The sequence below is a fragment of the Propioniciclava sp. genome (assembly GCF_047602245.1).
GTDB lineage: Bacteria > Actinomycetota > Actinomycetes > Propionibacteriales > Propionibacteriaceae > Propioniciclava.
Genome location: NZ_JASGHT010000001.1, coordinates 848,195 through 871,292, shown reverse-complemented (window position 1 = coordinate 871,292; position 23,098 = coordinate 848,195). Strand labels below are relative to the sequence as shown.

Below are 23,098 nucleotides of genomic sequence, written 5' to 3'. Positions count from 1 at the left end.
AGATCGTAGTGGTGAAACGGCGAGCCGTGGCCTAGAGTCGCTGGCATGGACACATCGGTGACTCTGGAGAGGTTCGTACGGCGGCGCGTCGTGGAGGCTCTGGCGGACACACGGATCGTCGTCCTCCAGGGAGCGCGTCAGGTGGGAAAGTCGACGCTCGCGGAAGTCGTCGCAAGGCCAAGGGAAGCGCTGGTGGTGACCTTGGACGATCCGGACGCGCGGGTCTTTGCCGAGACTGATCCAGTCGGTTTCGTGACACAGACGCCCGGAAAGCTGCTCGTCATCGACGAACTCCAGCGTGTGCCCGAGTTGGTGATTGCCATGAAGGCCGCTGTTGACCGGGACAAACGTCCAGGGCAGTTCCTCGTGACGGGATCGGCGAACCTGCTCGACCTGGCGGCTACGCACGAGTCGCTGGCCGGGCGCGCCGAGAGCGTCGAGTTGCACTCGTTCAGCCAGGGTGAGTTGAGTGGTATCCGGAGTTCGTTCATCGACGCAACCTTTGCCGGCCGTTCCTTCACTGGATTCGAGAGTGCGCTGACGAGGCGCGACTACATCGATAGGGCCTGCGCCGGTGGGTACCCCGAAGCGTTGCAGAGGGAGAGCGCACCTCGGCGGAAGGCCTGGTACGACAACTATCTTTCGCAAATCGTCCGGCGTGATGCCGCCGACATCACCGGTCTTCAACGGCTTGCGGAGCTACCTCGAATCCTGCGGCTGATCGCGGCGCGCAGCGGCGCCACCATGGTGTGGTCGTCGTTGGCCAACGACACCGAGATCCCTCGACGAACCCTCGAGCCGTACATCCGTCTGCTGGAGACGCTCTACCTGATCAACGTTCTTCCTGCTTGGTCGGCCAACCTCACCTCGCGCGAAGTGAAGCAGCCGAAAGTGTTCCTCTCCGACAGCGGACTCGCCGCGTCCTTGTTGGGCTTGACCCCTGAAACCGCCACCACGGCACCCGCGTACGCGCAACTCGGAGGGCTCCTGGAGGGGTTCGTCGTGGGAGAGCTCCGGCGCCAGATTGGCTGGAGTGAGCAGCAGCCCACGATGGGGCACTACCGCGACAGTAGAAACACCGAGGTCGACATCGTCCTGGAGTCACCCGACGGCCGAGTGGTGGCACTCGAGGTCAAGGCGTCCGCGACGATCCAGCGAAAGGACCTCACGGGACTGTCTCACTTACGTGACCGCCTTGGCGATCGCTTCCTCGGCGGATACATCGCATGCACAGCGCCGCGGGCGCGTCTGGTCGGCGAGCGCCTCACGATGCTGCCGATCGGCGCTCTCTGGCAGTCGTGAGGTGCGCCCGCTGGGCGCCTTCGCCATGCGGTGTCCGTCGCCGAGGCGTGGCTGATGAGCCAGCGCCGATTTGGTGGTGTGCGCGTTCGTCGCCTACCCTTGTTCGTGAAGCCGAAGACCGCTGGTATCTCGCGTGAGCGAGTGCAAATCCCGCGCAGGTGTCACGAACGACTGGTTCTCCAGTTTGCCCCGTGGTGCCGCGCACCCGGGGTTTTTCCATGTCTGAGGCCTGAACCAACAGAAGTGGGAAGGAGACCCATGGCGAGGCCGGACAAGGCAGCCGCGGTCGAGGAGCTGAAGGAAGCCTTCAGCGCGTCGAACGCCGCTGTGCTGACCGAATACCGTGGTCTCACCGTGAAGAGCATCAAGGACTTGCGCCGTGCTCTCGGTGAGGACGCCACGTACGCCGTCGCGAAGAACACTCTGACCCAGATCGCCGCTCGTGAGGCGGGCATTGAGGGGCTCGACGAGCAGCTCAGCGGCCCCACGGCGATCGCGTTCATCAACGGCGACGTTGCCGCCGTTGCGAAGGGTCTGCGCAACTTTGCGAAGGACAACCCGCTTCTGGTCATCAAGGGTGGCGTCATGGACGGTCGTGTCCTCGGCGCCGATGAGGTGAAGAAGCTCGCCGACCTCGAGTCGCGCGAGGTTCTGCTCGCCAAGCTGGCGGGCGCCCTGCAGGCGAACCTCAGCCAGGCCGTCTACCTCATTGCCGCTCCGCTGTCGCAGGCCGCTCGCGTCCTCGGCGCGCTGGAGGCTGCGGCGGGGGAGAACCCGGCCCTTATCGGCGGAGCCGGCCAGGCTGCCGCCATCGACCAGGAGCCCGAAACCGCCGAGGTCGCCTCGGCATCCGACGCAGCGCCCGCTGCCGAGGCCACCGATGACGCGGCTGAGGCTGCGGAGTAATTGAAAGGAACGCCCACCATGGCGAAGCTCACCAACGAAGAGCTCCTTGAGGCTTTCAAGGAGATGACCCTGCTCGAGCTCTCTGAGTTCGTGAAGCAGTTCGAGGACGCCTTCGGCGTCACCGCTGCTGCCCCCGTGGCCGTGGCCGCCGCCCCGGCCGCCGGTGGCGTCGAGGTCGTCGAGGAGGAGGTCTCCTCCGAGGTCGACGTCATCCTCGAGTCCGTCGGCGAGAAGAAGATCCAGGTCATCAAGGAGGTGCGCGCGCTCACGTCGCTGGGCCTCAAGGAGGCCAAGGACCTGGTCGAGGGCGCCCCCAAGGCCGTCCTGGAGAAGGTCGCCCGCGACGCTGCCGAGAAGGCCAAGGAGCAGCTCGAGGCTGTCGGCGCCACCGTCAGCTTCAAGTGACGCACCTGATCTGCTGAGATCACCTGCGTGGGGCCCCCGGTTCGTTCCGGGGGCCCTTCGTCGTTCCCGGGGCGGACGGGGTGGCCGAGAGATGTCCGGACAACCGGCGTGTCCAGGCGGTGACGCCGGCGTCCGTGCCCGCTACACTGAGAAACGCCCAGGGGGCAAAGACGGCCCCGGGCGGCGAGGATGCCGCGCACGCCGACTTGCGTACCCCGTGCGATGTCGGTTAACATGACACTCTGGCTCATTTGGCGACCCGTGACAACTTGACGCGGGGCGTTTTGCATGCAAAGAACCTCCCAGCCGGGTTTCTTTTGGAAGGACCATAGTCTTGGCCGTCTCGCGCACTGCGTCGAAGAACACCAACGTCATCTCCCCCAGCGGCCGGATCTCGTTCGCGAAGATCCATGAGCCCATGGAGGTCCCGAACCTTCTCGATCTGCAGGTCGACTCGTTCGACTGGCTCGTCGGTAACGACGCTTGGCGCCAGCGGGTCGCCGCGGCGCTCGAGCAGGGTCGGACGGACATCAACACCAAGTCCGGTCTGGAGGAGATCTTCGAGGAGATCTCGCCGATCGAAGACCTGTCGGAGACGATGTCGCTGAGCTTCCGCGACCATCGCTTCGAGGATCCGAAGTACACGGTGGAGGAGTGCAAGGACCGCGACGTCACCTACGCCGCGCCCCTGTTCGTGACCGCCGAGTTCGTGAACAACGAGACCGGCGAGATCAAGAGCCAGACCGTGTTCATGGGCGACTTCCCGCTGATGACGCCCCAAGGCACCTTTGTCATCAACGGCACCGAGCGCGTCGTGGTGTCGCAGCTGGTTCGCAGCCCGGGCGTCTACTTCGAGCAGACCCCCGACAAGACGTCCGACAAGGACATCTTCACCTGCAAGATGATCCCGAGCCGCGGCGCGTGGCTGGAGTTCGAGGTCGACAAGCGCGACATGGTCGGCGTCCGCGTCGACCGCAAGCGCAAGCAGAACGTGACCGTGCTGCTCAAGGCCCTCGGCTGGACCAACGAGCAGATCCTGGAGGAGTTCGGCGAGTACGAGTCGATCCGCCTCACCCTGGAGAAGGACAACACGGCGACCACCGACGAGGCGCTGCTCGATATCTACCGCAAGCTGCGCCCGGGCGAGCCGCCGACGCGCGAGGCAGCGCAGGCGATGCTGGAGAACTACTACTTCAACTCCAAGCGCTACGACCTGGCCAAGGTCGGCCGCTACAAGATCAACAAGAAGCTGGGGCTGGAGCAGCCGTTCGATCAGCAGGTCCTCACCATGGAGGACATCGTCAGCTCGATCCGCTACGTGGTCGCGCTGCACGAGGGCAAGGAGACCCTGGGCGATGTGCCGGTGGAGACCGACGACATCGACCACTTCGGCAACCGCCGCCTGCGCACGGTCGGCGAGCTGATCCAAAACCAGCTCCGCATCGGCCTGGGACGCCTCGAGCGCACCGTCCGTGACCGGATGACGACCCAGGACATCGAGGCGATCACGCCGCAGACCCTGATCAACATCCGCCCGGTCGTTGCCGCGCTGAAGGAGTTCTTCGGCACCTCGCAGCTGTCGCAGTTCATGGACCAGAACAACCCGCTGGCCGGCCTCACCCACAAGCGCCGCCTGTCGGCGCTGGGCCCCGGTGGTCTGTCCCGTGATCGCGCCGGCATGGAGGTCCGTGACGTCCACCCGTCGCACTACGGCCGCATGTGCCCCATCGAGACCCCTGAAGGCCCGAACATCGGCCTGATCGGCTCGCTGGCCTCCTTCGCCCGCGTGAACGCCTTCGGCTTCATCGAGACGCCCTACCGCAAGGTCGTCGACGGCGTGGTCACCGATCAGATCGACTACCTCACCGCCGATGAGGAGGACCGCTACATCGTCGCCCAGGCCAACGCCAAGGTGGGCGAGGACGGCCGCTTCGTCGAGGATCGCGTCCTGGTGCGCGTCAAGCACGGCGACGCCGACGAGGTTCCGGCCACGGACGTGCACTACATGGACGTTTCGCCGCGCCAGATGGTGTCGGTCGCGACCGCGCTGATCCCGTTCCTCGAGCACGACGACGCCTCCCGGGCCCTGATGGGCGCCAATATGCAGCGCCAGGCCGTGCCGCTGCTGCGCAACGAGGCTCCCTATGTCGGCACCGGCATGGAGTACCGCGGTGCGGTGGACGCCGGCGAGGTGACGGTCGCGAAGAAGGCGGGCGTGGTCACGTCCGTCTCCGGCGACATCATCGACGTGATGAACGACGACGGCACCCAGACGAGCTACCGGATGAGCAAGTTCGTCCGCTCGAACCAGACCACCTGCATCAACCAGCGCCCGCTGGTCGCCGACGGTGATCGCGTCGAGGTGGGCACCCCGCTCGCCGACGGCGCCTGCACCGACAACGGCGAGATGGCGCTCGGCCGCAACCTGCTGGTCGCGTTCATGCCGTGGGAGGGCCACAACTACGAGGATGCGATCATCCTGAGCCAGCGCCTGGTGCAGGACGACATCCTCACCTCGATCCACATCGAGGAGCACGAGATCGACGCCCGCGACACCAAGCTCGGCCCCGAGGAGATCACCCGGGACATCCCGAACATCGGTGACGACATGCTGGCCGACCTCGACGAGCGCGGCATCGTCCGCATCGGCGCCGAGGTGGGCACCGGCGACATCCTGGTGGGCAAGGTGACCCCGAAGGGCGAGACCGAGCTGACCCCCGAAGAGCGCCTGCTGCGCGCCATCTTCGGCGAGAAGGCCCGCGAGGTGCGCGACACCTCGATGAAGGTGCCGCACGGCGAGACCGGCACCGTCATCGGCGTCCGCGTCTTCGACCGTGACGAGGGCGACGAGCTGCCCCCGGGCGTCAACCAGCTGGTGCGCGTGTACGTGGCGCAGAAGCGCAAGATCTCCGACGGCGACAAGCTGGCCGGACGCCACGGCAACAAGGGCGTCATCTCGAAGATCCTGCCCGTGGAGGATATGCCGTTCCTCGAAGACGGCACGCCGGTCGACATCGTGCTCAACCCGCTCGGCGTCCCGAGCCGGATGAACGTCGGCCAGGTGCTGGAGACGCACCTGGGCTGGATCGCGCATTCGGGCTGGGACATCACCGACATCGACGCGCCGTGGGCGAACCGCCTCAAGGACGTCGGCCTGGGTCACGTCCCGGAGAAGTCGAACCTGGCCACCCCGGTGTTCGACGGCGCCAACGAGGAGGAGATCGCCGGTCTGCTCGAGCACGGCCTGCCGCAGCGCGACGGCCTGCGCCTGGTGGACGCCGGCGGCAAGGCCCAGCTCTTCGACGGCCGCTCCGGTGAGCCGTACCCCGAGCGCGTGGGCGTCGGCTACATCTACATGCTGAAGCTGCACCACCTGGTCGACGATAAGATCCACGCCCGCTCGACCGGCCCGTACTCGATGATCACCCAGCAGCCGCTCGGCGGTAAGGCCCAGTTCGGTGGCCAGCGCTTCGGTGAGATGGAGGTGTGGGCGATGGAGGCCTATGGCGCCGCCTGGGCGCTGCAGGAGCTGCTCACGATCAAGTCCGACGACGTCCCCGGCCGCGTGAAGGTGTACGAGGCGATCGTCAAGGGCGAGAACATCCCCGAGCCCGGCATCCCTGAGTCGTTCAAGGTGCTGGTGAAGGAGATGAAGTCGCTGTGCTTGAACGTCGAGGTGCTCTCCTCCGACGGCACGGTCGTCGAACTGCGTGACTCCGAGGACGATTTCCATCGCGCGGAGGAGTTCGGGATCGACCTGTCCCGCCGTCCGGGTGCGGATTCGTTCGCTGACATCGAGGAAGTCTGATTTGAGGGGTGCGGGGCTCCCACCGGAGTCCCGCACCCATCACTCGCCGGGGGCCGATCAGCCCCCACCCCGTCCGAGGCGCCTTGGACGGTAGTCCGGATCGGCGGCCACCGGTCCGTACGAGTCCCCCACAGGGAGAGAGAGAACAAACGTGCTGGACGTCAACTTCTACGACGAGCTGCGCATCGGTCTGGCGACGGCCGATCAGATCCGCGAATGGAGCCACGGCGAGGTCAAGAAGCCTGAGACGATCAACTACCGCACCCTCAAGCCTGAGCGCGACGGCCTGTTCTGCGAGAAGATCTTCGGCCCGACCCGTGACTGGGAGTGCTACTGCGGCAAGTACAAGCGGGTGCGCTTCAAGGGCATCATCTGTGAGCGCTGTGGCGTCGAGGTCACCCGCTCCAATGTGCGCCGCGAGCGGATGGGCCACATCGAGCTGGCCGCCCCGGTCACGCACATCTGGTACTTCAAGGGTGTGCCGAGCCGTCTGGGCTACCTGCTCGACGTCGCGCCGAAGGACCTGGAGAAGGTCATCTACTTCGCCGCCTACATGATCACCTCGGTCGACGAGGACGCCCGCCACCGCGACCTGCCGTCGCTGGAGGCGAAGGTGGAGGTCGAGCGCAAGCAGATCGCCGCCCGCCGCGACGCCGACATCGAGGCGCGCATGCAGAAGATCGAGGAGGACGTCGCCGCCCTGGAGGCCGAAGGCGCCAAGGCCGATCAGAAGAAGCGGGTCCGCGACGTCGGCGAGCGCGAGGTCAAGCTGACCCGCGACCGCGCGCAGCGCGAGCTCGACCGCCTGGATGCGGTCTGGGCACGCTTCAAGGGCCTCAAGGTGCAGGACCTCGAAGGCGACGAGATCCTCTACCGCGAGATGAAGAACCGCTTCGGCCGGTACTTCGAGGGCTTCATGGGCGCGGAGGCGATCAAGCGCCGCCTGTCCGACTTCGATCTCGCCCTGGAGTCCGAGCGGCTGCGCGAGATCATCCAGACCGGCAAGGGCCAGCGCAAGACCCGCGCCCTGAAGCGGCTCAAGGTGGTCTCGGCGTTCCTGAACACCACCAACAGCCCGACCGGCATGGTGCTGGACGCCGTCCCGGTCATCCCGCCGGACCTGCGCCCGATGGTGCAGCTGGACGGCGGCCGCTTCGCGACCTCCGACCTCAACGACCTGTACCGCCGGGTGATCAACCGCAACAACCGCCTCAAGCGACTGCTCGACCTGGGCGCGCCCGAGATCATCGTGAACAACGAGAAGCGGATGCTGCAGGAGGCCGTCGACTCGCTGTTCGACAACGGACGCCGTGGGCGTCCGGTCACCGGCCCGGGCAACCGGCCGCTGAAGTCGATCTCCGACATGCTCAAGGGCAAGCAGGGCCGGTTCCGCCAGAACCTGCTCGGCAAGCGCGTCGACTACTCGGGCCGTTCGGTCATCGTGGTCGGCCCGCAGCTGAAGCTGCACCAGTGCGGCCTGCCGAAGAACATGGCGCTGGAGCTGTTCAAGCCGTTCGTGATGAAGCGCCTCGACGACCTGAACCTGGCGCAGAACATCAAGTCGGCCAAGCGCATGGTCGAGCGCCAGCGCCCGGTGGTGTGGGATGTCCTCGAAGAGGTCATCATGGAGCACCCGGTGCTGCTGAACCGTGCGCCCACGCTGCACCGCCTCGGCATCCAGGCGTTCGAGCCGCAGCTGATCGAGGGCAAGGCGATCCAGCTGCACCCGCTGGTCTGCACCGCGTTCAACGCCGACTTCGATGGCGACCAGATGGCCGTCCATCTGCCGCTGTCGGCCGAGGCTCAGGCTGAGGCCCGCGTCCTGATGCTGAGCACGAACAACATCCTCAAGCCCGCCGACGGCCGTCCGGTCACCCTGCCTACGCAGGACATGATCATCGGCCACTACTTCCTCACCACCGCGCGTGAGGGGCAGACCGGCGAGGGTCGCGTGTTCGTCAGCAAGGACGAGGCTTACATGGCCTTCGACCGGGCCGAGATCGAGATCAACTCGCTGATCAAGATCCGGATGGAGGGCATCGAGCCGCCGCGGCGTCGAGGCACGCCAGGACGGCTCCTTCCTGATCGAGACCACGCTGGGCCGCGCCCTGTTCAACGAGGCGCTGCCCTCGGACTACCCGTACGTGAACGCGTCGGTGGGCAAGAAGCGCCTGGGCCAGATCGTCAACGAGCTCGCCGAGCGCTACCCGAAGGTCGCCGTGGCGCGCACCCTCGACCGGCTCAAGGACATCGGTTTCCGCTGGGCGACCCGCTCCGGCGTGACCGTGTCGATCGCCGACATCCAGACCCCGGCGAGCAAGCCGGAGATCCTGGCGTCCTACGACGCGCGTGCGGCCAAGATCACCCGCCAGTTCGAGCGCGGCAAGGTCACCGAGGAAGAGCGCCAGCAGGAGCTCGTCCAGCTGTGGACCGACGCCACCGCCGAGCTGACCGCGGCGATGGAGGCGAACTTCACCACCGAGAACCCCATCTTCATGATGGTGAACTCGGGCGCGCGAGGAAATATGACGCAGATGCGCCAGATCGCCGCCATGCGTGGCCTGGTGGCCAACCCGAAGGGCGAGATCATCGCCCGTCCGATCAAGTCGAACTTCCGCGAGGGCCTGTCGGTTCTGGAGTACTTCATCTCCACCCACGGTGGCCGTAAGGGCCAGGCCGACACCGCGCTGCGGACCGCCGACTCGGGTTACCTGACCCGTCGTCTGGTGGACGTCTCCCAGGACGTGATCATCCGCGAGGAGGACTGCGGCACCGAGCGCGGCCTGACCAAGACCATCGTGGCCGTCGGTCGCGACGGCCGGGTCGGCGCGGCGTTCAACGTGGAGACCTCGGTCTACGCGCGCACCCTGGCCGCCGACGTGGTGAGCGCCTCGGGCGAAGTGCTGGCGCAGGCCGGCATCGACCTGGGCGACGAGGTGATCGGACGCCTCATCGAGGCCGGGGTCACCGAGGTGAAGGTGCGTTCGGTGCTGACGTGTGAGTCGGCGCTGGGCACCTGCGCGATGTGCTACGGCCGCTCCCTGGCCTCCGGCAAGCTCGTCGACGTCGGCGAGGCGGTCGGTATCGTCGCCGCGCAGTCGATCGGTGAGCCCGGAACCCAGCTGACGATGCGTACCTTCCACACCGGTGGTGTGGCCGGTGACGACATCACCCAGGGTCTGCCGCGTGTCGGCGAGCTTTTCGAGGCCCGGACGCCGAAGGGCAAGGCCCCGATCGCCGAGGCCGCCGGCCGGATCCGGATGGAGGAGGGCGACCGCACCCGCAAGCTGGTGATCGTCCGTGACGATGGTGAGGAAGACCTGGAGTACCCGCTCCCGCGCCGTGTGCGCCTGGAGTGGGAGGACGCCGCCATGGTCAAGCACTCCATCAACGACGGCGATCGCGTCATCGCCGGTCAGCAGTTGTGGGCGGGCACGCTCGACCCGCAGGACATCCTGCGCGTCAACGGCCTGCGGCGGGTTCAGGAGCACCTGGTCGAGGAGGTGCAGGCCGTGTACCGGACCCAGGGGGCCCCGATCCACGACAAGCACATCGAGATCATCATCCGCCAGATGCTGCGCCGGGTGACGGTCATCGAGTCGGGCGACACCACGATCCTGCCCGGTGACCTGGTGGACCGCGCGCTGTTCGAGTCCGAGAACCGCAAGGCGATCACCGAGGGCCGTACCCCCGCGCAGGGGCGTCCGGTGCTGATGGGCATCACCAAGGCGTCGCTGGCCACCGAATCGTGGCTGTCGGCGGCGTCCTTCCAGGAGACGACCAAGGTGCTCACCGACGCGGCCATCCAGGCCAAGTCGGACTCCCTGGTCGGCCTGAAGGAGAACGTCATCCTGGGCAAGCTGATCCCGGCGGGTACCGGTCTGGACCGGTACCGCAACATCCGGGTGGAGCCGACGGCCGAGGCACGGGCTGCGGCCTACGACCTCGGCTATGACCCGTACGACTACGACATCGCCGGTGGCGGTGCCGCGGGCGGGGACGACTTCGACCTGGGCGACTTCAGCTGAGCTGAGACCTGCGCAAGCCCCGTCACCGGTGGTGGTGGCGGGGCTTTCGCATGCCCGGACCAGGGGCGGCGGGCGTCCGTCTTGGGGGATCGCGGGGTAGCGCGCTAGTATGGTCGGTGCGTTCTTCGGCTAGTCATGGCCCGGGGCATCCACGGTTGATTTTGACCGCCCCAGGGTCTAACCACTAGCCTTTGTCGTTGTGTTCGGGTAGCCGAACCGACCGTGCATGCCACAGCGCCCGCAGCGGCTCGCCTGGCACTCACATCCGCGACAGGCCGACACGGCCGGACTCCTCGCCGAGTTCGCCGCAAGGTCAGCGCGTCACAGCGTGGCCCACCAGGGGTCAACAACCGAACAACGAAGGAATACCAGCCGGTGCCCACCATCCAGCAGTTGGTCCGCAAGGGCCGCACTGACAAGGTCAGCAAGAACAAGACGCCTGCCCTCAAGGGCTCGCCCCAGCGCCGGGGTGTGTGCACGCGTGTGTACACCACCACCCCGAAGAAGCCGAACTCGGCGCTCCGCAAGGTGGCGCGCGTTCGCCTGTCCTCCGGCGTCGAGGTGACCGCCTACATCCCGGGCGTGGGTCACAACCTGCAGGAGCACTCGATGGTGCTGGTGCGCGGCGGTCGTGTGAAGGACCTGCCCGGCGTTCGGTACAAGATCATCCGCGGCTCGCTCGACACCCAGGGTGTCAAGAACCGCAAGCAGGCCCGCAGCCGTTACGGCGCGAAGAAGGAGAAGTAATGCCTCGCAAGGGTCCGGCCCCGAAGCGGCCGATCGTCGTCGATCCCGTCTACGGCTCGCCGCTGGTCTCCCAGCTGGTGAGCAAGATCCTGCTGGACGGCAAGAAGACCACCGCTCAGAACATCGTCTACGGCGCGCTGGAGGGCACCCGGGCCAAGACCGGCGTCGACCCGGTGCAGACCCTCAAGAAGGCGCTGGACAACATCCGTCCCGCCGTCGAGGTCAAGTCCCGCCGTGTCGGTGGCGCCACCTACCAGGTGCCCGTCGAGGTGAAGCCGGCCCGCGCGACCACGCTGTCGATGCGCTGGCTGGTCAGCTTCTCCCGCCAGCGTCGTGAGAAGACCATGACCGAGCGCCTGATGAACGAGATCCTCGACGCGAGCAACGGGCTCGGCGCAAGCGTGAAGAAGCGCGAGGACACGCACAAGATGGCCGAGGCCAACCGCGCCTTCGCCCACTACCGCTGGTGATCTGCTGAAGCTCTTCCCCGCCCTGGAGCGGGGAAGAGCTTCCTGCCTGTCCCGAGTCGCACGAAACTTTACGTAACAAGAGGGGAAACATCCCGTGGCCATTGACATCACGACCAACCTGGCCAAGGTCCGCAACATCGGCATCATGGCCCACATCGACGCGGGCAAGACCACCACCACCGAGCGCATCCTGTTCTACACCGGCATCAACTACAAGATCGGTGAAGTGCACGAGGGTGCGGCCACCATGGACTGGATGGAGCAGGAGCAGGAGCGCGGCATCACCATCACGTCGGCCGCCACCACCTGCTACTGGCACGACCACCAGATCAACATCATCGACACCCCCGGCCACGTGGACTTCACCGTCGAGGTGGAGCGCTCGTTGCGCGTCCTCGACGGCGCGGTCGCCGTGTTCGACGGTGTCGCCGGCGTCGAGCCGCAGAGCCAGACCGTGTGGCGCCAGGCCACCAAGTACGGCGTGCCGCGCATCTGCTACGTCAACAAGCTCGACCGCACCGGCGCGTCCTTCGACTTCGTCGTCAAGACGATCCGCGAGCGCCTGAACGCCACCGCCGTGCTGCTGCAGCTGCCGGTGGGTGCCGAGGCGCAGTTCCAGGGCGTCATCGACCTGGTCGGCATGCGCGCCCTGATGTGGCGCGGCGAGACCGCCATCGGCGAGGACTACACCGTCGAGGAGATCCCGGCCGACCTGGCCGACGCCGCTGCCGAGGCGCGCGAGGAGCTCATCCAGACGCTGGCCGACCACGACGACGACTTCGCCGAGACCTGGCTGCTGGCCGAGGACTCCGGCGAGGAGATCGACGTCGACACCATCAAGGCGGCCGTCCGCCGCGGCGTCCTGGGCAACAAGTTCACCGCCGTCGTGTGCGGCACGTCGTTCAAGAACAAGGGCGTGCAGCCGATGCTGGACGCGGTCATCGACTACCTGCCGTCCCCGCTGGACGTGCCGGCCATCGAGGGCTTCAAGCCCGGTGACGAGTCGGTGCAGCTGCTGCGCAAGCCGAGCAGCGACGAGCCGCTGAGCCTGCTCGCGTTCAAGGTCGCCGCCGACCCGCACCTGGGCCGGCTCACCTACGTGCGCGTCTACTCCGGCGTCCTCAAGGCGGGTTCGCAGGTGCTGAACGCCACCAAGGGCAAGAAGGAACGGATCGGCAAGATCTACCAGATGCACGCCAACAAGCGTGAGGAGATCGCCGAGATCGGCGCCGGCATGATCTGTGCGGTGATGGGCCTGAAGGACACCACCACCGGCGAGACGCTGTGCGACCCGGCCAAGCCGATCATCCTGGAGTCGATGGAGTTCCCGAACCCGGTCATCGAGCAGGCCATCGAGCCGAAGACGAAGTCGGACCAGGAGAAGCTGTCGACCGCCATCCAGCGGCTCGCCGAGGAGGACCCGACCTTCCGCGTCCACACCGACGAGGAGACCGGCCAGACGATCATCGCCGGCATGGGCGAGCTGCACCTGGAGGTGCTGATCGACCGGATGCGCCGCGAGTTCAAGGTCGAGGCCAACATCGGCAAGCCGCAGGTGGCCTACCGTGAGACGCTGCGCCGCAAGGTCGAGAAGGTCGAATACACCCACAAGAAGCAGTCGGGTGGTTCGGGCCAGTACGGCAAGGTCATCATCGCGCTGGAGCCGCAGGAGGCGGGCGCGGGCTACGAGTTCGTCAACGGGGTCACCGGTGGGCGCATCCCGCGCGAGTACATCCCGGCGGTCGACCAGGGCATCCAGGAGGCGATGGCCTTCGGCCCGCTGGCCGGCTACCCGGTCGAGGACATCAAGGTGACGCTGCTGGACGGCGCCTACCACGATGTTGACTCCTCCGAGCTCGCCTTCAAGATCGCCGGTTCGATGGTCTTCAAGGAGGCCGCCCGCAAGGCCGACCCGGCCCTGCTCGAGCCGCTGATGGCCGTCGAGGTCACCACCCCCGACGACTACCTGGGCACCGTGATCGGCGACATCAACTCCCGCCGTGGCCACGTCCAGGGCATGGAGGAGGCGCACGGCAACCAGATCGTTCGCGCGCTGGTGCCGCTGTCGGAGATGTTCGGCTACGTCGGCGACCTGCGTTCGAAGACCTCGGGCCAGGCCTCCTACTCCATGGAGTTCCACTCCTACGGCGAGGTGCCGAAGTCGGTGGCCGAGGAGATCATCGAGAAGGGCCGCGGCGGCGAGTGATCCTCGCCGGGCGGCTCACCTAGGCCGAGTGGTGGTCCCGGGGGAGTCAGTTTGACTCTCCCGGCTCACTCGACAAGACTTGGTTGGGTCCGCGTTTCGCGGGCCGACCAGATGTAAGCAAGTTCGACCTGCTCCGCGCGAGCCCCGCCGGAGCGACAGAAAGAGGAGCCCAAGTGGCAAAGGCCAAGTTTGAGCGGACCAAGCCGCACTGCAACATCGGCACCATCGGGCACGTCGACCACGGCAAGACCACGCTCACCGCGGCGATTACGAAGGTGCTCCACGACAAGTACCCCGAGCTGAACGCTGTGTCGGCCTTCGACCAGATCGACAAGGCCCCCGAGGAGCGCCAGCGCGGTATCACCATCTCGATCGCGCACGTCGAGTACCAGACCGAGGCGCGTCACTACGCCCATGTCGACTGCCCCGGTCACGCTGACTACGTCAAGAACATGATCACCGGTGCCGCTCAGATGGACGGCGCGATCCTCGTGGTCGCCGCCACCGACGGCCCGATGGCTCAGACCCGCGAGCACATCCTGCTGGCCCGTCAGGTCGGCGTCCCGGCGATCGTCGTCGCGCTCAACAAGTGCGACATGGTCGACGACGAGGAGCTCATCGAGCTCGTCGAGATGGAGCTGCGCGAGCTGCTGTCCGCTCAGGAGTTCGATGGCGACAACCTGCCGATCGTTCGCGTTGCCGCCTTCCCGGCGATGCAGGGCGACGCCAAGTGGGCCGACTCGATCCTCGAGCTGATGGACGCGGTGGACGAGTACATCCCGCAGCCGGAGCGCGACACCGAGAAGCCCTTCCTGATGCCGATCGAGGACGTCTTCACGATCACCGGTCGTGGCACCGTCGTCACCGGTCGTATCGAGCGCGGCATCGTCAAGACCGGCGAGACCGTCGACATCATCGGTATCCGCGAGACCAAGCAGTCGACCACCATCACCGGTGTCGAGATGTTCCGCAAGATCCTCGACGAGGGTCGCGCGGGCGAGAACGTCGGCCTGCTGCTCCGCGGCACCAAGAAGGACGACGTCGAGCGCGGCATGGTCGTGTGCAAGCCGGGTTCGGTTACCCCGCACACCGACTTCGAGGCGCAGGTCTACGTGCTGAACAAGGAGGAGGGTGGCCGTCACAAGCCGTTCTTCTCGAACTACAGCCCGCAGTTCTACTTCCGCACCACCGACGTCACCGGTGTGGTCCAGCTGCCCGAGGGCACCGAGATGGTGATGCCCGGTGACAACACCGGCATGACCGTGCACCTCAACAAGCCGATCGCGATGGAGGAAGCCCTCAAGTTCGCGATCCGCGAGGGTGGCCGTACCGTCGGCGCCGGCAACGTGACCAAGATCATCAAGTGAACTGAGTCACGCGAAGCCTGAAAGGGCCCGCACCTCTTCGGAGGGGCGGGCCTTTTCGCATGCTCGCACGCGTGATGGTCGTGCTCTCGCGATCGCGGCCTTCTACTGCTACGATCTGTAGTAGTAGAAATTTCAGTCGTATCCGGATCAATGATTGAGCGTTCACGATCCGGCCACGTCCCTTCCACTCGGATGCAAGGAGCAACCAATGAACCTCAAGCCGCTGAAGTTCGCCGGCGTCGTCTCGATGATCATGGGCATCCTGTTCACCATCACCGGCGGTGTCGTGTGGGGACTGGTCACCAGCCAGCTCGCCGCCGAGAAGATCACCGTGTCCGCGGACGCCCCGTTCGCCGGCGGATCGCAGGTGCAGGACCCGATCTCGGCCTACGCGCAGGCCGAAGCGATCAATATGCACGCCCTCAAGGGGTCCAAGGGCCTCACCTACGCCGAACTGGGTGCGGCGGCCACCGCCGCCAAGAACGAGGCCACCAAGGCCAAGGAGGCCGGCGACCTGGCCAAGGCCGAGGAGCTGACCGCCCAGTCGGAGGAGTTCACCAAGCAGCGCACCACCGCGATGAACGGCTCGTTCCTGCGCGCGTCGCTGTTCACCTCGGTGCTGTCCTACGGTGTCTGCCTGTTCGCCATCGGGATCGGCCTCACCCTGATCGTGGTCGGCTGGGCCTTCACCAAGGTGGCACGATCGGCTTCGTGAGTATTCATCGCGAACACCCCTTCGCCGTTCCGCCGTCCGCCCGCGACGCCGCCCGCCGGCTGCGCGGGCGGTTGGCTGCCCCGGTGACGTTGTGGGCGTCCGGACGCGGTGCCGGCCGGGCCGGGCTGACGGTGAGTTCGACGCTGGTGGTGCCCGGCGAGCCGCCGCGCGTGCTGGGCCTGGTCGATCCCGACACCGATCTGGCCGACCTGCTGGTTCTGGATGCCCGGTTCGTGGTGGCGGTGCTGACCCCCGCGCAGCGGCGTCTGGTCGAGGTGTTCGCCGGGCTCGGCCCGGCGCCGGGCGGGCCGTTCGCGGCGGCGGAGTTCCTCGACACCGACTGGGGGCCGCGACCGGCGGCGTCCGGCACCTGGGCGGGAGCCCGCGTGACCGACGTGCGGCCGATGGGCTGGTCGGTGGAGGTGTCCGGCGTCCTGGAACACATCGAGGTGGCCGACGAGGCCGGGCTGATCCAGCTGCGCGGACGCCTGCGGGAGCCCTGACCGCGCTGGCGTGCTCGGGCGGTAGTCTGGGGCCACCATGACTGATGCCACCTCCACGCCCGCGCGCCTGCGCGTGGCGCCGTCCCCGACCGGTGATCCGCACGTCGGGACGGCGTACATGTCCTTGTTCAACCTGGCCTGGGCCCGCAAGACCGGCGGTGCATTCGTGCTGCGCATCGAAGACACCGACCGTGCCCGCTACGTCGCCGATTCCGAGCAGCAGATCTTCGGCACGCTCAGCTGGCTCGGGCTGACCTGGGACGAGGGCCCCGACAAGGGCGGACCGTATGCGCCCTACCGGCAGTCGGAGCGCCTGGACACCTACCGTCCCTACGTCGACCAGCTGATCGCCGCCGGGCACGCCTACTACTGCTGGTGCAGCACCGAGCGGCTCGCGCAGATGCGGGCCGAGCAGCAGGCGTCCAAGCAGGCGGTGACCGGCTACGACCGGATGTGTCTGGGTAAGACCCGTGAGGAGCGCGCCGCGCTGCCCGGGTTCAGCGAGACCCCGGTGGTGCGGATGCTGATTCCCGATGATGTCGAGATCGCCTTCGGCGACCTGGTGCGTGGCCCGGTGAGTGCCCCGGTGCCCGATGACCAGGTGATCCTGAAGACCGACGGGTTCCCGACCTACCATCTCGCCGTCGTGGTCGATGATCACCTGATGGGCATCACGCATGTGGTGCGCGGCGAGGAGTGGATCAGTTCCACGCCCAAGCACATCCTGCTCTACCGCTGGCTCGGCTGGCAGGTGCCCGCGTTCGCGCACATGCCGCTGCTGCGCAATACCGACAAGTCGAAGATCTCCAAGCGCAAGAACCCGGCCGCGCGGCTGCTGTGGTTCCGCGAGCAGGGCTACCTGCCCGAGGCGCTGGTCAACTTCCTGCAACTGCTGGGCTATCCGCCGGCCGACGACGACTCCGAGGTGTCCTCCTTCGAGGAGTTCGTGGCCGGCTTCGACTGGGCCAAGGTGAACACGGTCGGGCCGGTGTTCGACCTGGACAAGCTGAACTGGCTGAACGGGCACTACATCCGTTCGCTCGCGCCCCAGGCGCTGGCCGAGCGGATCGTCGAGCACCTGCGGTTCACCGGCGTGTGGGCCGATCCGAGCGAGGACGAGGTGGCGAAGCTGCATGCGGCGACGCCGTTGATCCAGGAGCGGCTGGTGTTGCTGTCGGAGGCGCTCGGCAAGCTGGCGTTCCTGTTCGCCGCCGACGCCGAGTTGGTGGTCGAGGATGCCGCGCGCGCCTCGCTTCCCGAGAACGCCGCCGAGGTGCTGGACGCCGCGGCGTCCGCCCTGGAGGCGCTGCCGTTCTGGGAGCACGCCTCCATTCAGGCGACGCTGCGCGCCAGCCTGGTCGAGGGCCTCGGCGTGAAGCCGAAGTTCGCGTTCGGGCCGGTGCGGGTGGCGATCACCGGGTCACGGGTGTCGCCGCCGCTGTTCGAGTCCATGGAGATCCTCGGCCGCGCCTCCTCGCTGGCCCGCATCCGGGCGCTGCGTTCGGCGCTGTGAGCGGGGTCGTCGCGGTCTTCGGTGGCCGCTCCGAGATCGGTCTCGCGATCGCTGAGCGGCTCGCGGCGGACGCCTCCTGCGTCGTGCTCGCCGTCCGGCCCGGGGCCGATGCCTCGGACGGGGTGGATGCGATGCGTGCGGCGGGTGCCGCGCGGATCGAGGTGATCGACTTCGACGCCGACGACGTCGCGGCACATCGTGAGGTGGTGCGCCGGATCGAGCAGGTGGCCGGGCCGATCGCGACGGCGGTGCTGGCGTTCGGCATCCTGGGCGACCAGGACGCCGCCGAACACGACGAGGCCGAGGTGGTGCGCGTCCTACACACCGACTTCGTCGCGCAGGCGTCCCTGCTGACGGTGCTCGCCGGCGTGATGCGCGCGCGACCGGCCGGGACCAACGGCGTCCGGGGCCGGATCGTGGCGTTCTCGTCGGTCGCCGGCGTGCGGGTGCGCCGCGCCAACTACGTCTACGGCTCGGCGAAGGCCGGCCTGGACGGCTTCGCGTCCGGCCTGTCCGACGCCCTGCACGGGACCGGTGTGGAGGTGGTGATCGCCCGGCCCGGCTTCGTGGTCGGCCGGATGACCCGCGGCATGAAGCCCGCCGTGTTCGCCTCGACGCCCGGCCAGGTAGCGGACGCCGTCGTCACCCGCCTGCGCGGCGGCGGAGCATCGGTGCTGTGGATCCCCTGGCAACTACGGGTGATGTTCTCAGTGGCACCGTTCGTTCCGCGCGCGATCTGGCGAAGGATGCCGCGATGACGGCCTCGTGCTCCGCGCTGTGGGACACGCTGTCGGCGTGGGGGACGGCCGGGCGGGCGTCGTTTTGGGTCGCGCTCGAACAGAACGGTTCGTGGGGGCGGGATGCGCTCGTCGAGTCGGGACTCGATCCCGAGATCGGGGCGGCCTTGTCGGCGGCGGCCGGGGCGGCGGGGGGCAAGATCCTGCTGATCCGGCGTCCGGGACGGCATGCGCAGCAGACCACGCCGCACCGGGTGGCCTACGTCGCGGGCGGGTTGTCGTCGTCGCCGTGGTTGCGGCGGGTGGACGTGTCCGATCCGGCCGAATTGCTCGGGCTGCCGTGGGACGAGCTGGCCGGTTCGCGTCCGCTGGACGCGCCCGGATTCGAGGAGTCCGGGCCGGTGCTGCTGGTCTGCACCAATGCCAAGCGCGACCGCTGCTGTGCGCTGCGCGGGCGTCCGGTGCTCACCGAGTTGGCCGCCGCCGGGCGGGACGTATGGGAGTGCACGCACACCGGCGGCCACCGGTTCGCGCCCACCGGAGTGGTGCTGCCGTCCGGCCAGGTGCTCGCGCGGGTCACCCCCGAACTGGGGGCGGCAGCGCTGGACGCCGCGGCGTCCGGACGCCTCGCGGTGGAAACGTTCGGCTGGCGGCACGACCGCGGCCGCAGCCACCTCGACCCGCGCGCCGCGGCCGCCGAGTCCTGGGTGCGTGCCGAGACGGGCGAGACCTCGCTCGCGGCCTTGAACGTCGAGGGTGCCGACGATCATTGGGTGGTTCGTCACGGCGACGGACGGTCCTGGGCGTTGCGTGTCGAGTCGATCACCGGCGCACCCCTGCCGGAGTCGTGCGGCAAGGAGGAGAAGCCCTCGAAGATCTACCGTGTGGCGGCGGTCGGGCCTGCCTCCCGGCAGCTTCGCTAGCGTGGGTCTATGGATCTTTCCGAGTTTCTCGAGCTGATGGCACGGCATGAACTGGTGCAGGCGGGGTCGCCAGCGCATCAAGTGATTAACGAGTATGCGCAGAAAGCCCTCCAGGTGACCGCCCGGATCAACGGTGCCTATCGCACGCCCGACGAGATCCGCGCCCTGCTGTCGGAACTCACCGGGCACAAGGTTCCCGAGTCGCTGGCGGTCTTCCCACCGTTCTACAGCGAGTTCGGGAAGAACCTGCGCTTCGGTGAAGGGGTCTTCATCAATATGGGCTGCCGATTCCAGGACGCCGGCGGCATCACCATCGGCGACGGCACGCTGATCGGGCACGGCTGCACGTTCGCGACCCTGAACCACAGCGAGGACCCGGCCGAACGCGGCAACATCACGCCCGCCCCGATCGTGATCGGGCGCAACGTCTGGTTCGGCGCCAACGTCACCGTCGTTCCCGGTGTGACCATCGGGGACGGCTCCATCATCGCCGCTGGTGCGGTGGTCACCAAGGACGTTCCGGCCGGAGTCGTCGTCGGAGGAGTTCCCGCGAAGATCCTGCGTCCGGTCAACTCGTCAGTTCAGAGTGGGGCCGTGCAGGACGCCCGCGGGCAGAGGTAGTAGCCGGACGAACCTGATGGTCGAGCCAGTCGGGTGGTTCTTGTTGCCACCATCGGTGCTCGCGGGCTTGGCGTCCGATTCTGATGGTTCCCGACGGGGTGGTCGCGTAGGCGTAACCGTGGGGTGATGTCCAGACGAGCAATCCGGGCTGAGGCTGAGTGAGTTCCCATCCACCGTGGGTGCGGGCGCGATGGCTGAACCGCCGTAGCGGTGCCAGGTTGTCGACGTGCGTGGCTCCGCCCTCGCCGTACGGTGTGCTGTGGTCGAGATCGCAGGTGGCCGAGCGATGGGTGCCGTAGGGGAAGGCGTCCACTGGCCAGCGCTCGGTGACGGCCAGACGCATCGCGTCGGGAATGTGGTAGCCGCCGGCCGTCGGCAAGCCGCGCACATCGACGACAGGCCGGATGGTGACGTTGCAGCCGCTGAGGAACTCCGGGAGTTCCTTGGTGAGGATTGCTCCCCATCCCTGAACCTCGGCGACCGGCGACAAAGGGAGTGGTGCCAGTTCAGCGCTGGGGGTGGTGTGTGGGCTCGGGGTCGGCGCGGACTCGGCTCGCGAGCGCCCGCTGATAGGACTCGGCATGGCATCCTGCGCCACGGGTGTGGCATCGATGCGGATGATGATCTCCGCCGGGCGGGGGAGTTCGGGTTGGCCCAGTGCGTTGCGGGCGAGAATCCCGAGCGCCGTCGCCCGCCGATGGCCGAGCGACGGACGTCCATCGGCGGTGTTTGCGTCGTTGTCGTCTTCGCCGTTGGTCGTGAGGGTGCCGGCGATGGTGGTGAGGGCCTGGTCGAGAGCGATGCCGTCGGCGGCGTCGAGGCGTCCCCACAGGTCGCAGTGGCCGTCCTTGATCTGGCCGACGCCGACATCGCGGGCCTCGGCAGCGCGCGCGGCGCGCTCGGCGGCCAAGCCCGGGTCGGCGAGCAGGATCCAGCGGTCGATCTTGGTGCGGACCCGCGACCACGGCTGCATCGCCAGGCTGATGGCGCATTGACGGTCAACCCACTGGCACGCCTGGGCCGACAGGCCGGCGCTCGCGCAGGCGTCCGCGACCTGGGTGGCCTCGTAGAAGCGGAGGGCACCGCCGGCGAACGCCTGCCACAGCACGGGGTGCCGGTGCCGGACGTTCAGCACCCGTGCGATCCGGATCATCGCGCCCGCCGGGCTGACACCGAGCAGGGCACCGATCTCGGCGGCGATGAACTCGCCGATCCGCGGCGTGCCGTCGGCGCCGCCGGGCACCCAGCGTTCGCACCCCTCGACGAGCTTGCTCTCATCGACCCGGTGCAGGTCGCACACCGCCGCGATCGCGAGCGCTTGGGCGATCTCGCCCGCCCGGATGGCCTCGCTGGCGTGCTCCAGCGCGGCCAGCGCGTCGGAGACGCTGGTGAGCTGGAGGCCGGAGGTGGTGGGCATGCCCCCATTTTATTAGAACGAATGTACGATCCCTAGGGGTTGAGGGCAGATGGTGTTGTCCGTTACGGGAAGGTGTTGTCCGTAGCCATGGACAACTTTCGGTGTCCGCACCATCTGGTTTGCGGGGAGGTCTCGTCGGTGCGCTGACCTACATGCGACGGGTCGCTGTCGAGCGGTCCGCACCACGGCAAGTCGCGGTGGGCAGCGGCGTGAATCCGCGTCACGATGATGGCCAGTTCTTCGAATCCGGGCGTGGGTGTCGCGAGCCGTGCCAGAAATCTGGACGCCTCCGGTTCGGTCACCGTGACGCGCTGAACGTGGGCGGCGCGGAATTCGCCAGCAGCCCGGAGCCCGGGGGCGGGACGGCGCAACCGCAGGACTCGCGGTGTTCGAACGTGGTGGCCAACCGCAGTTGGCGCGGCGGCAAGCCGGGATCGGCCAACCGGGACAGGACCAGTTCGGCAGCATGGGCCCCGAGGCTGCGCGCGGGCTGGGACACCGCGGTGAGGCTGGGGGAGACGAGTTCGGCCCACTCGAAGTCGTCGAAGGAGGCCAGGGCCACGTCGGACGGAATGCGGACGCCGCGCACCTTCGCGGCGCGGAGCGCGCCGACGGTCATCGAGTTGTTGGCGGTGATCAGGGCGGTCGGGGGGTGGGACAGGCTGAGCAGCCGCATCAGCGCCGCGGCAGCGCCATCGATCGTGGAGTCGCCGCGTTCGTGCAGGTCGGCGCGCCAGTCGAGGCCGTTGCGCCGCAGCCCGAGCCGGTAGCCGTCCTCGCGCTCGACGGTGGTGCCCAGCCGGTCGCGTCCGCCGATCAGGGCGATCCGCTGGTGGCCGAGTTCGGCGAAATGGTCGACCAGGCGCGCGGTGGGTTCGGTGTTCTCGACGGCGACCTGGTCGACATCGTGCGCGACCGGACGGTCGATCGCGACCACCGGCACCTCGCGTGACTCGATGAATCCCAAGACGCGCCCGGCATCGCCCACCGGCGCCAGGATCACGGCGTCGACGTGCTTGCGCAGCAGTTGCGTCACCGCCTGGGACTGTCCCTCCTCGTCGTCGTGGGTTTCGGCCAGCAGGATGGAGTAGCCGGCCCGCGACAACGTCTCCTCGATGCCTTGCACGGCATAGCCGAAGTAGGGGTTGGAGATGGCCGACATCGCCAATCCCACCGTGCGCAGCCCGCGGGTGCGCGACTCGCGCAGCAGGTCGTCGGGAACGTAGCCCAGCTCGGCGGCGGCGCTGACGATGCGCGCCCGGGTGGCGTCCGCGACGGCGCGGCTTCCGTTCAGCGCGTGAGAGACGGTGGTGACGGAAACGCCGGCCTTGCGCGCCACGTCCGCCATGGTCGGGCCCTTGCCAGGTTTCCGACCGACCATGCCCCGGATGCTACCACGCACGTTGCGCAATCTATTGCGCAATGAATTG

At 67.7% G+C, this 23,098-nt stretch carries 16 protein-coding genes and 1 pseudogene; 15 read left to right on the top strand and 2 right to left on the bottom strand.

All coding sequences use genetic code 11. The features are described from left to right. Positions 1 to 45: 45 nt before the first annotated feature. From QM708_RS04300 to QM708_RS04230, 15 genes and pseudogenes are all read left to right on the top strand, one after another. Positions 46 to 1,302, top strand: a complete 1,257-nt coding sequence (locus QM708_RS04300; RefSeq protein WP_415104740.1) for an ATP-binding protein — start codon at positions 46 to 48, stop codon at positions 1,300 to 1,302. 258 nt (positions 1,303 to 1,560) lie between these two features. Then, the gene (rplJ, locus tag QM708_RS04295) at positions 1,561 to 2,208 is read left to right on the top strand and encodes a 50S ribosomal protein L10 (protein ID WP_415104738.1); all 648 of its coding nucleotides are present in this window, start codon (positions 1,561 to 1,563) and stop codon (positions 2,206 to 2,208) included. 18 nt (positions 2,209 to 2,226) lie between these two features. After that, the gene (gene rplL / locus QM708_RS04290; RefSeq protein ID WP_415104736.1) at positions 2,227 to 2,613 is read left to right on the top strand and encodes a 50S ribosomal protein L7/L12; all 387 of its coding nucleotides are present in this window, start codon (positions 2,227 to 2,229) and stop codon (positions 2,611 to 2,613) included. A gap of 334 nt (positions 2,614 to 2,947) precedes the next feature. Beyond that, positions 2,948 to 6,421, top strand: coding sequence for a DNA-directed RNA polymerase subunit beta (rpoB, locus tag QM708_RS04285; protein ID WP_415104734.1), 3,474 nt, complete (start codon positions 2,948 to 2,950; stop codon positions 6,419 to 6,421). A gap of 151 nt (positions 6,422 to 6,572) precedes the next feature. After that, positions 6,573 to 10,449: pseudogene (locus QM708_RS04280) on the top strand (DNA-directed RNA polymerase subunit beta'). Between the two features lie 375 nt (positions 10,450 to 10,824). Beyond that, a complete protein-coding gene (rpsL, locus tag QM708_RS04275; RefSeq protein WP_020488528.1) occupies positions 10,825 to 11,196 on the top strand; it encodes a 30S ribosomal protein S12 in 372 nt (123 codons plus the stop codon). After that, positions 11,196 to 11,666 carry a 30S ribosomal protein S7 gene (gene rpsG / locus QM708_RS04270; RefSeq protein WP_415104732.1) on the top strand — a complete coding sequence of 157 codons (471 nt, stop codon included), beginning with the start codon at positions 11,196 to 11,198 and terminating at the stop codon, positions 11,664 to 11,666. The genes rpsL and rpsG overlap by 1 nt, the downstream gene beginning before the upstream one ends. Before the next feature lie 145 nt (positions 11,667 to 11,811). After that, positions 11,812 to 13,872 (top strand): elongation factor G, encoded by a 2,061-nt coding sequence (gene fusA / locus QM708_RS04265; RefSeq protein WP_415111265.1) that lies wholly within the window; start codon positions 11,812 to 11,814, stop codon positions 13,870 to 13,872. Between the two features lie 173 nt (positions 13,873 to 14,045). Further along, complete coding sequence (gene tuf / locus QM708_RS04260; RefSeq protein WP_415104730.1) at positions 14,046 to 15,239, top strand: elongation factor Tu; 1,194 nt, start codon at positions 14,046 to 14,048, stop codon at positions 15,237 to 15,239. Positions 15,240 to 15,447: 208 nt separating this feature from the next. Next, positions 15,448 to 15,954 (top strand): aromatic ring-opening dioxygenase LigA, encoded by a 507-nt coding sequence (locus tag QM708_RS04255; protein ID WP_415104728.1) that lies wholly within the window; start codon positions 15,448 to 15,450, stop codon positions 15,952 to 15,954. Further along, the gene (locus QM708_RS04250) at positions 15,951 to 16,457 is read left to right on the top strand and encodes a flavin reductase (protein ID WP_415104726.1); all 507 of its coding nucleotides are present in this window, start codon (positions 15,951 to 15,953) and stop codon (positions 16,455 to 16,457) included. The genes QM708_RS04255 and QM708_RS04250 overlap by 4 nt, the downstream gene beginning before the upstream one ends. Positions 16,458 to 16,575: 118 nt before the next feature. Then, complete coding sequence (gene gltX / locus QM708_RS04245) at positions 16,576 to 17,970, top strand: glutamate--tRNA ligase (RefSeq protein ID WP_415111262.1); 1,395 nt, start codon at positions 16,576 to 16,578, stop codon at positions 17,968 to 17,970. Further along, positions 17,967 to 18,728, top strand: coding sequence for an SDR family NAD(P)-dependent oxidoreductase (locus tag QM708_RS04240; RefSeq protein ID WP_415104724.1), 762 nt, complete (start codon positions 17,967 to 17,969; stop codon positions 18,726 to 18,728). Before gltX ends, QM708_RS04240 begins: the two co-directional genes overlap by 4 nt. Beyond that, the gene (locus tag QM708_RS04235) at positions 18,725 to 19,630 is read left to right on the top strand and encodes a sucrase ferredoxin (protein WP_415104722.1); all 906 of its coding nucleotides are present in this window, start codon (positions 18,725 to 18,727) and stop codon (positions 19,628 to 19,630) included. Before QM708_RS04240 ends, QM708_RS04235 begins: the two co-directional genes overlap by 4 nt. Before the next feature lie 9 nt (positions 19,631 to 19,639). Then, complete coding sequence (locus QM708_RS04230; protein WP_415104720.1) at positions 19,640 to 20,251, top strand: DapH/DapD/GlmU-related protein; 612 nt, start codon at positions 19,640 to 19,642, stop codon at positions 20,249 to 20,251. Here QM708_RS04230 and QM708_RS04225 read toward each other — a convergent pair. Both QM708_RS04225 and QM708_RS04220 read right to left on the bottom strand, forming a co-directional pair. Continuing rightward, the gene (locus QM708_RS04225; protein ID WP_415104718.1) at positions 20,199 to 21,668 is read right to left on the bottom strand and encodes a DUF222 domain-containing protein; all 1,470 of its coding nucleotides are present in this window, start codon (positions 21,666 to 21,668) and stop codon (positions 20,199 to 20,201) included. The genes QM708_RS04230 and QM708_RS04225 overlap by 53 nt on opposite strands. A 298-nt stretch (positions 21,669 to 21,966) precedes the next feature. Beyond that, positions 21,967 to 23,049: a LacI family DNA-binding transcriptional regulator gene (locus QM708_RS04220; RefSeq protein WP_415104716.1), complete on the bottom strand. Its 1,083-nt coding sequence runs from the start codon at positions 23,047 to 23,049 to the stop codon at positions 21,967 to 21,969. Between the last annotated feature and the right edge of the window lie 49 nt (positions 23,050 to 23,098).

Bases quoted from the DNA above. Each gene is read 5' to 3' on its own strand.
- QM708_RS04300 (WP_415104740.1), top strand. From the start codon at position 46: ATGGACACATCGGTGACTCTGGAGAGGTTCGTACGGCGGCGCGTCGTG.
- rplJ (WP_415104738.1), top strand. From the start codon at position 1,561: ATGGCGAGGCCGGACAAGGCAGCCGCGGTCGAGGAGCTGAAGGAAGCC.
- rplL (WP_415104736.1), top strand. From the start codon at position 2,227: ATGGCGAAGCTCACCAACGAAGAGCTCCTTGAGGCTTTCAAGGAGATG.
- rpsG (WP_415104732.1), top strand. From the start codon at position 11,196: ATGCCTCGCAAGGGTCCGGCCCCGAAGCGGCCGATCGTCGTCGATCCC.
- fusA (WP_415111265.1), top strand. From the start codon at position 11,812: ATGGCCCACATCGACGCGGGCAAGACCACCACCACCGAGCGCATCCTG.
- QM708_RS04255 (WP_415104728.1), top strand. From the start codon at position 15,448: ATGAACCTCAAGCCGCTGAAGTTCGCCGGCGTCGTCTCGATGATCATG.
- gltX (WP_415111262.1), top strand. From the start codon at position 16,576: ATGTCCTTGTTCAACCTGGCCTGGGCCCGCAAGACCGGCGGTGCATTC.
- QM708_RS04235 (WP_415104722.1), top strand. From the start codon at position 18,725: ATGACGGCCTCGTGCTCCGCGCTGTGGGACACGCTGTCGGCGTGGGGG.
- QM708_RS04230 (WP_415104720.1), top strand. From the start codon at position 19,640: ATGGATCTTTCCGAGTTTCTCGAGCTGATGGCACGGCATGAACTGGTG.
- QM708_RS04225 (WP_415104718.1), bottom strand. From the start codon at position 21,668: ATGCCCACCACCTCCGGCCTCCAGCTCACCAGCGTCTCCGACGCGCTG.
- QM708_RS04220 (WP_415104716.1), bottom strand. From the start codon at position 23,049: ATGGTCGGTCGGAAACCTGGCAAGGGCCCGACCATGGCGGACGTGGCG.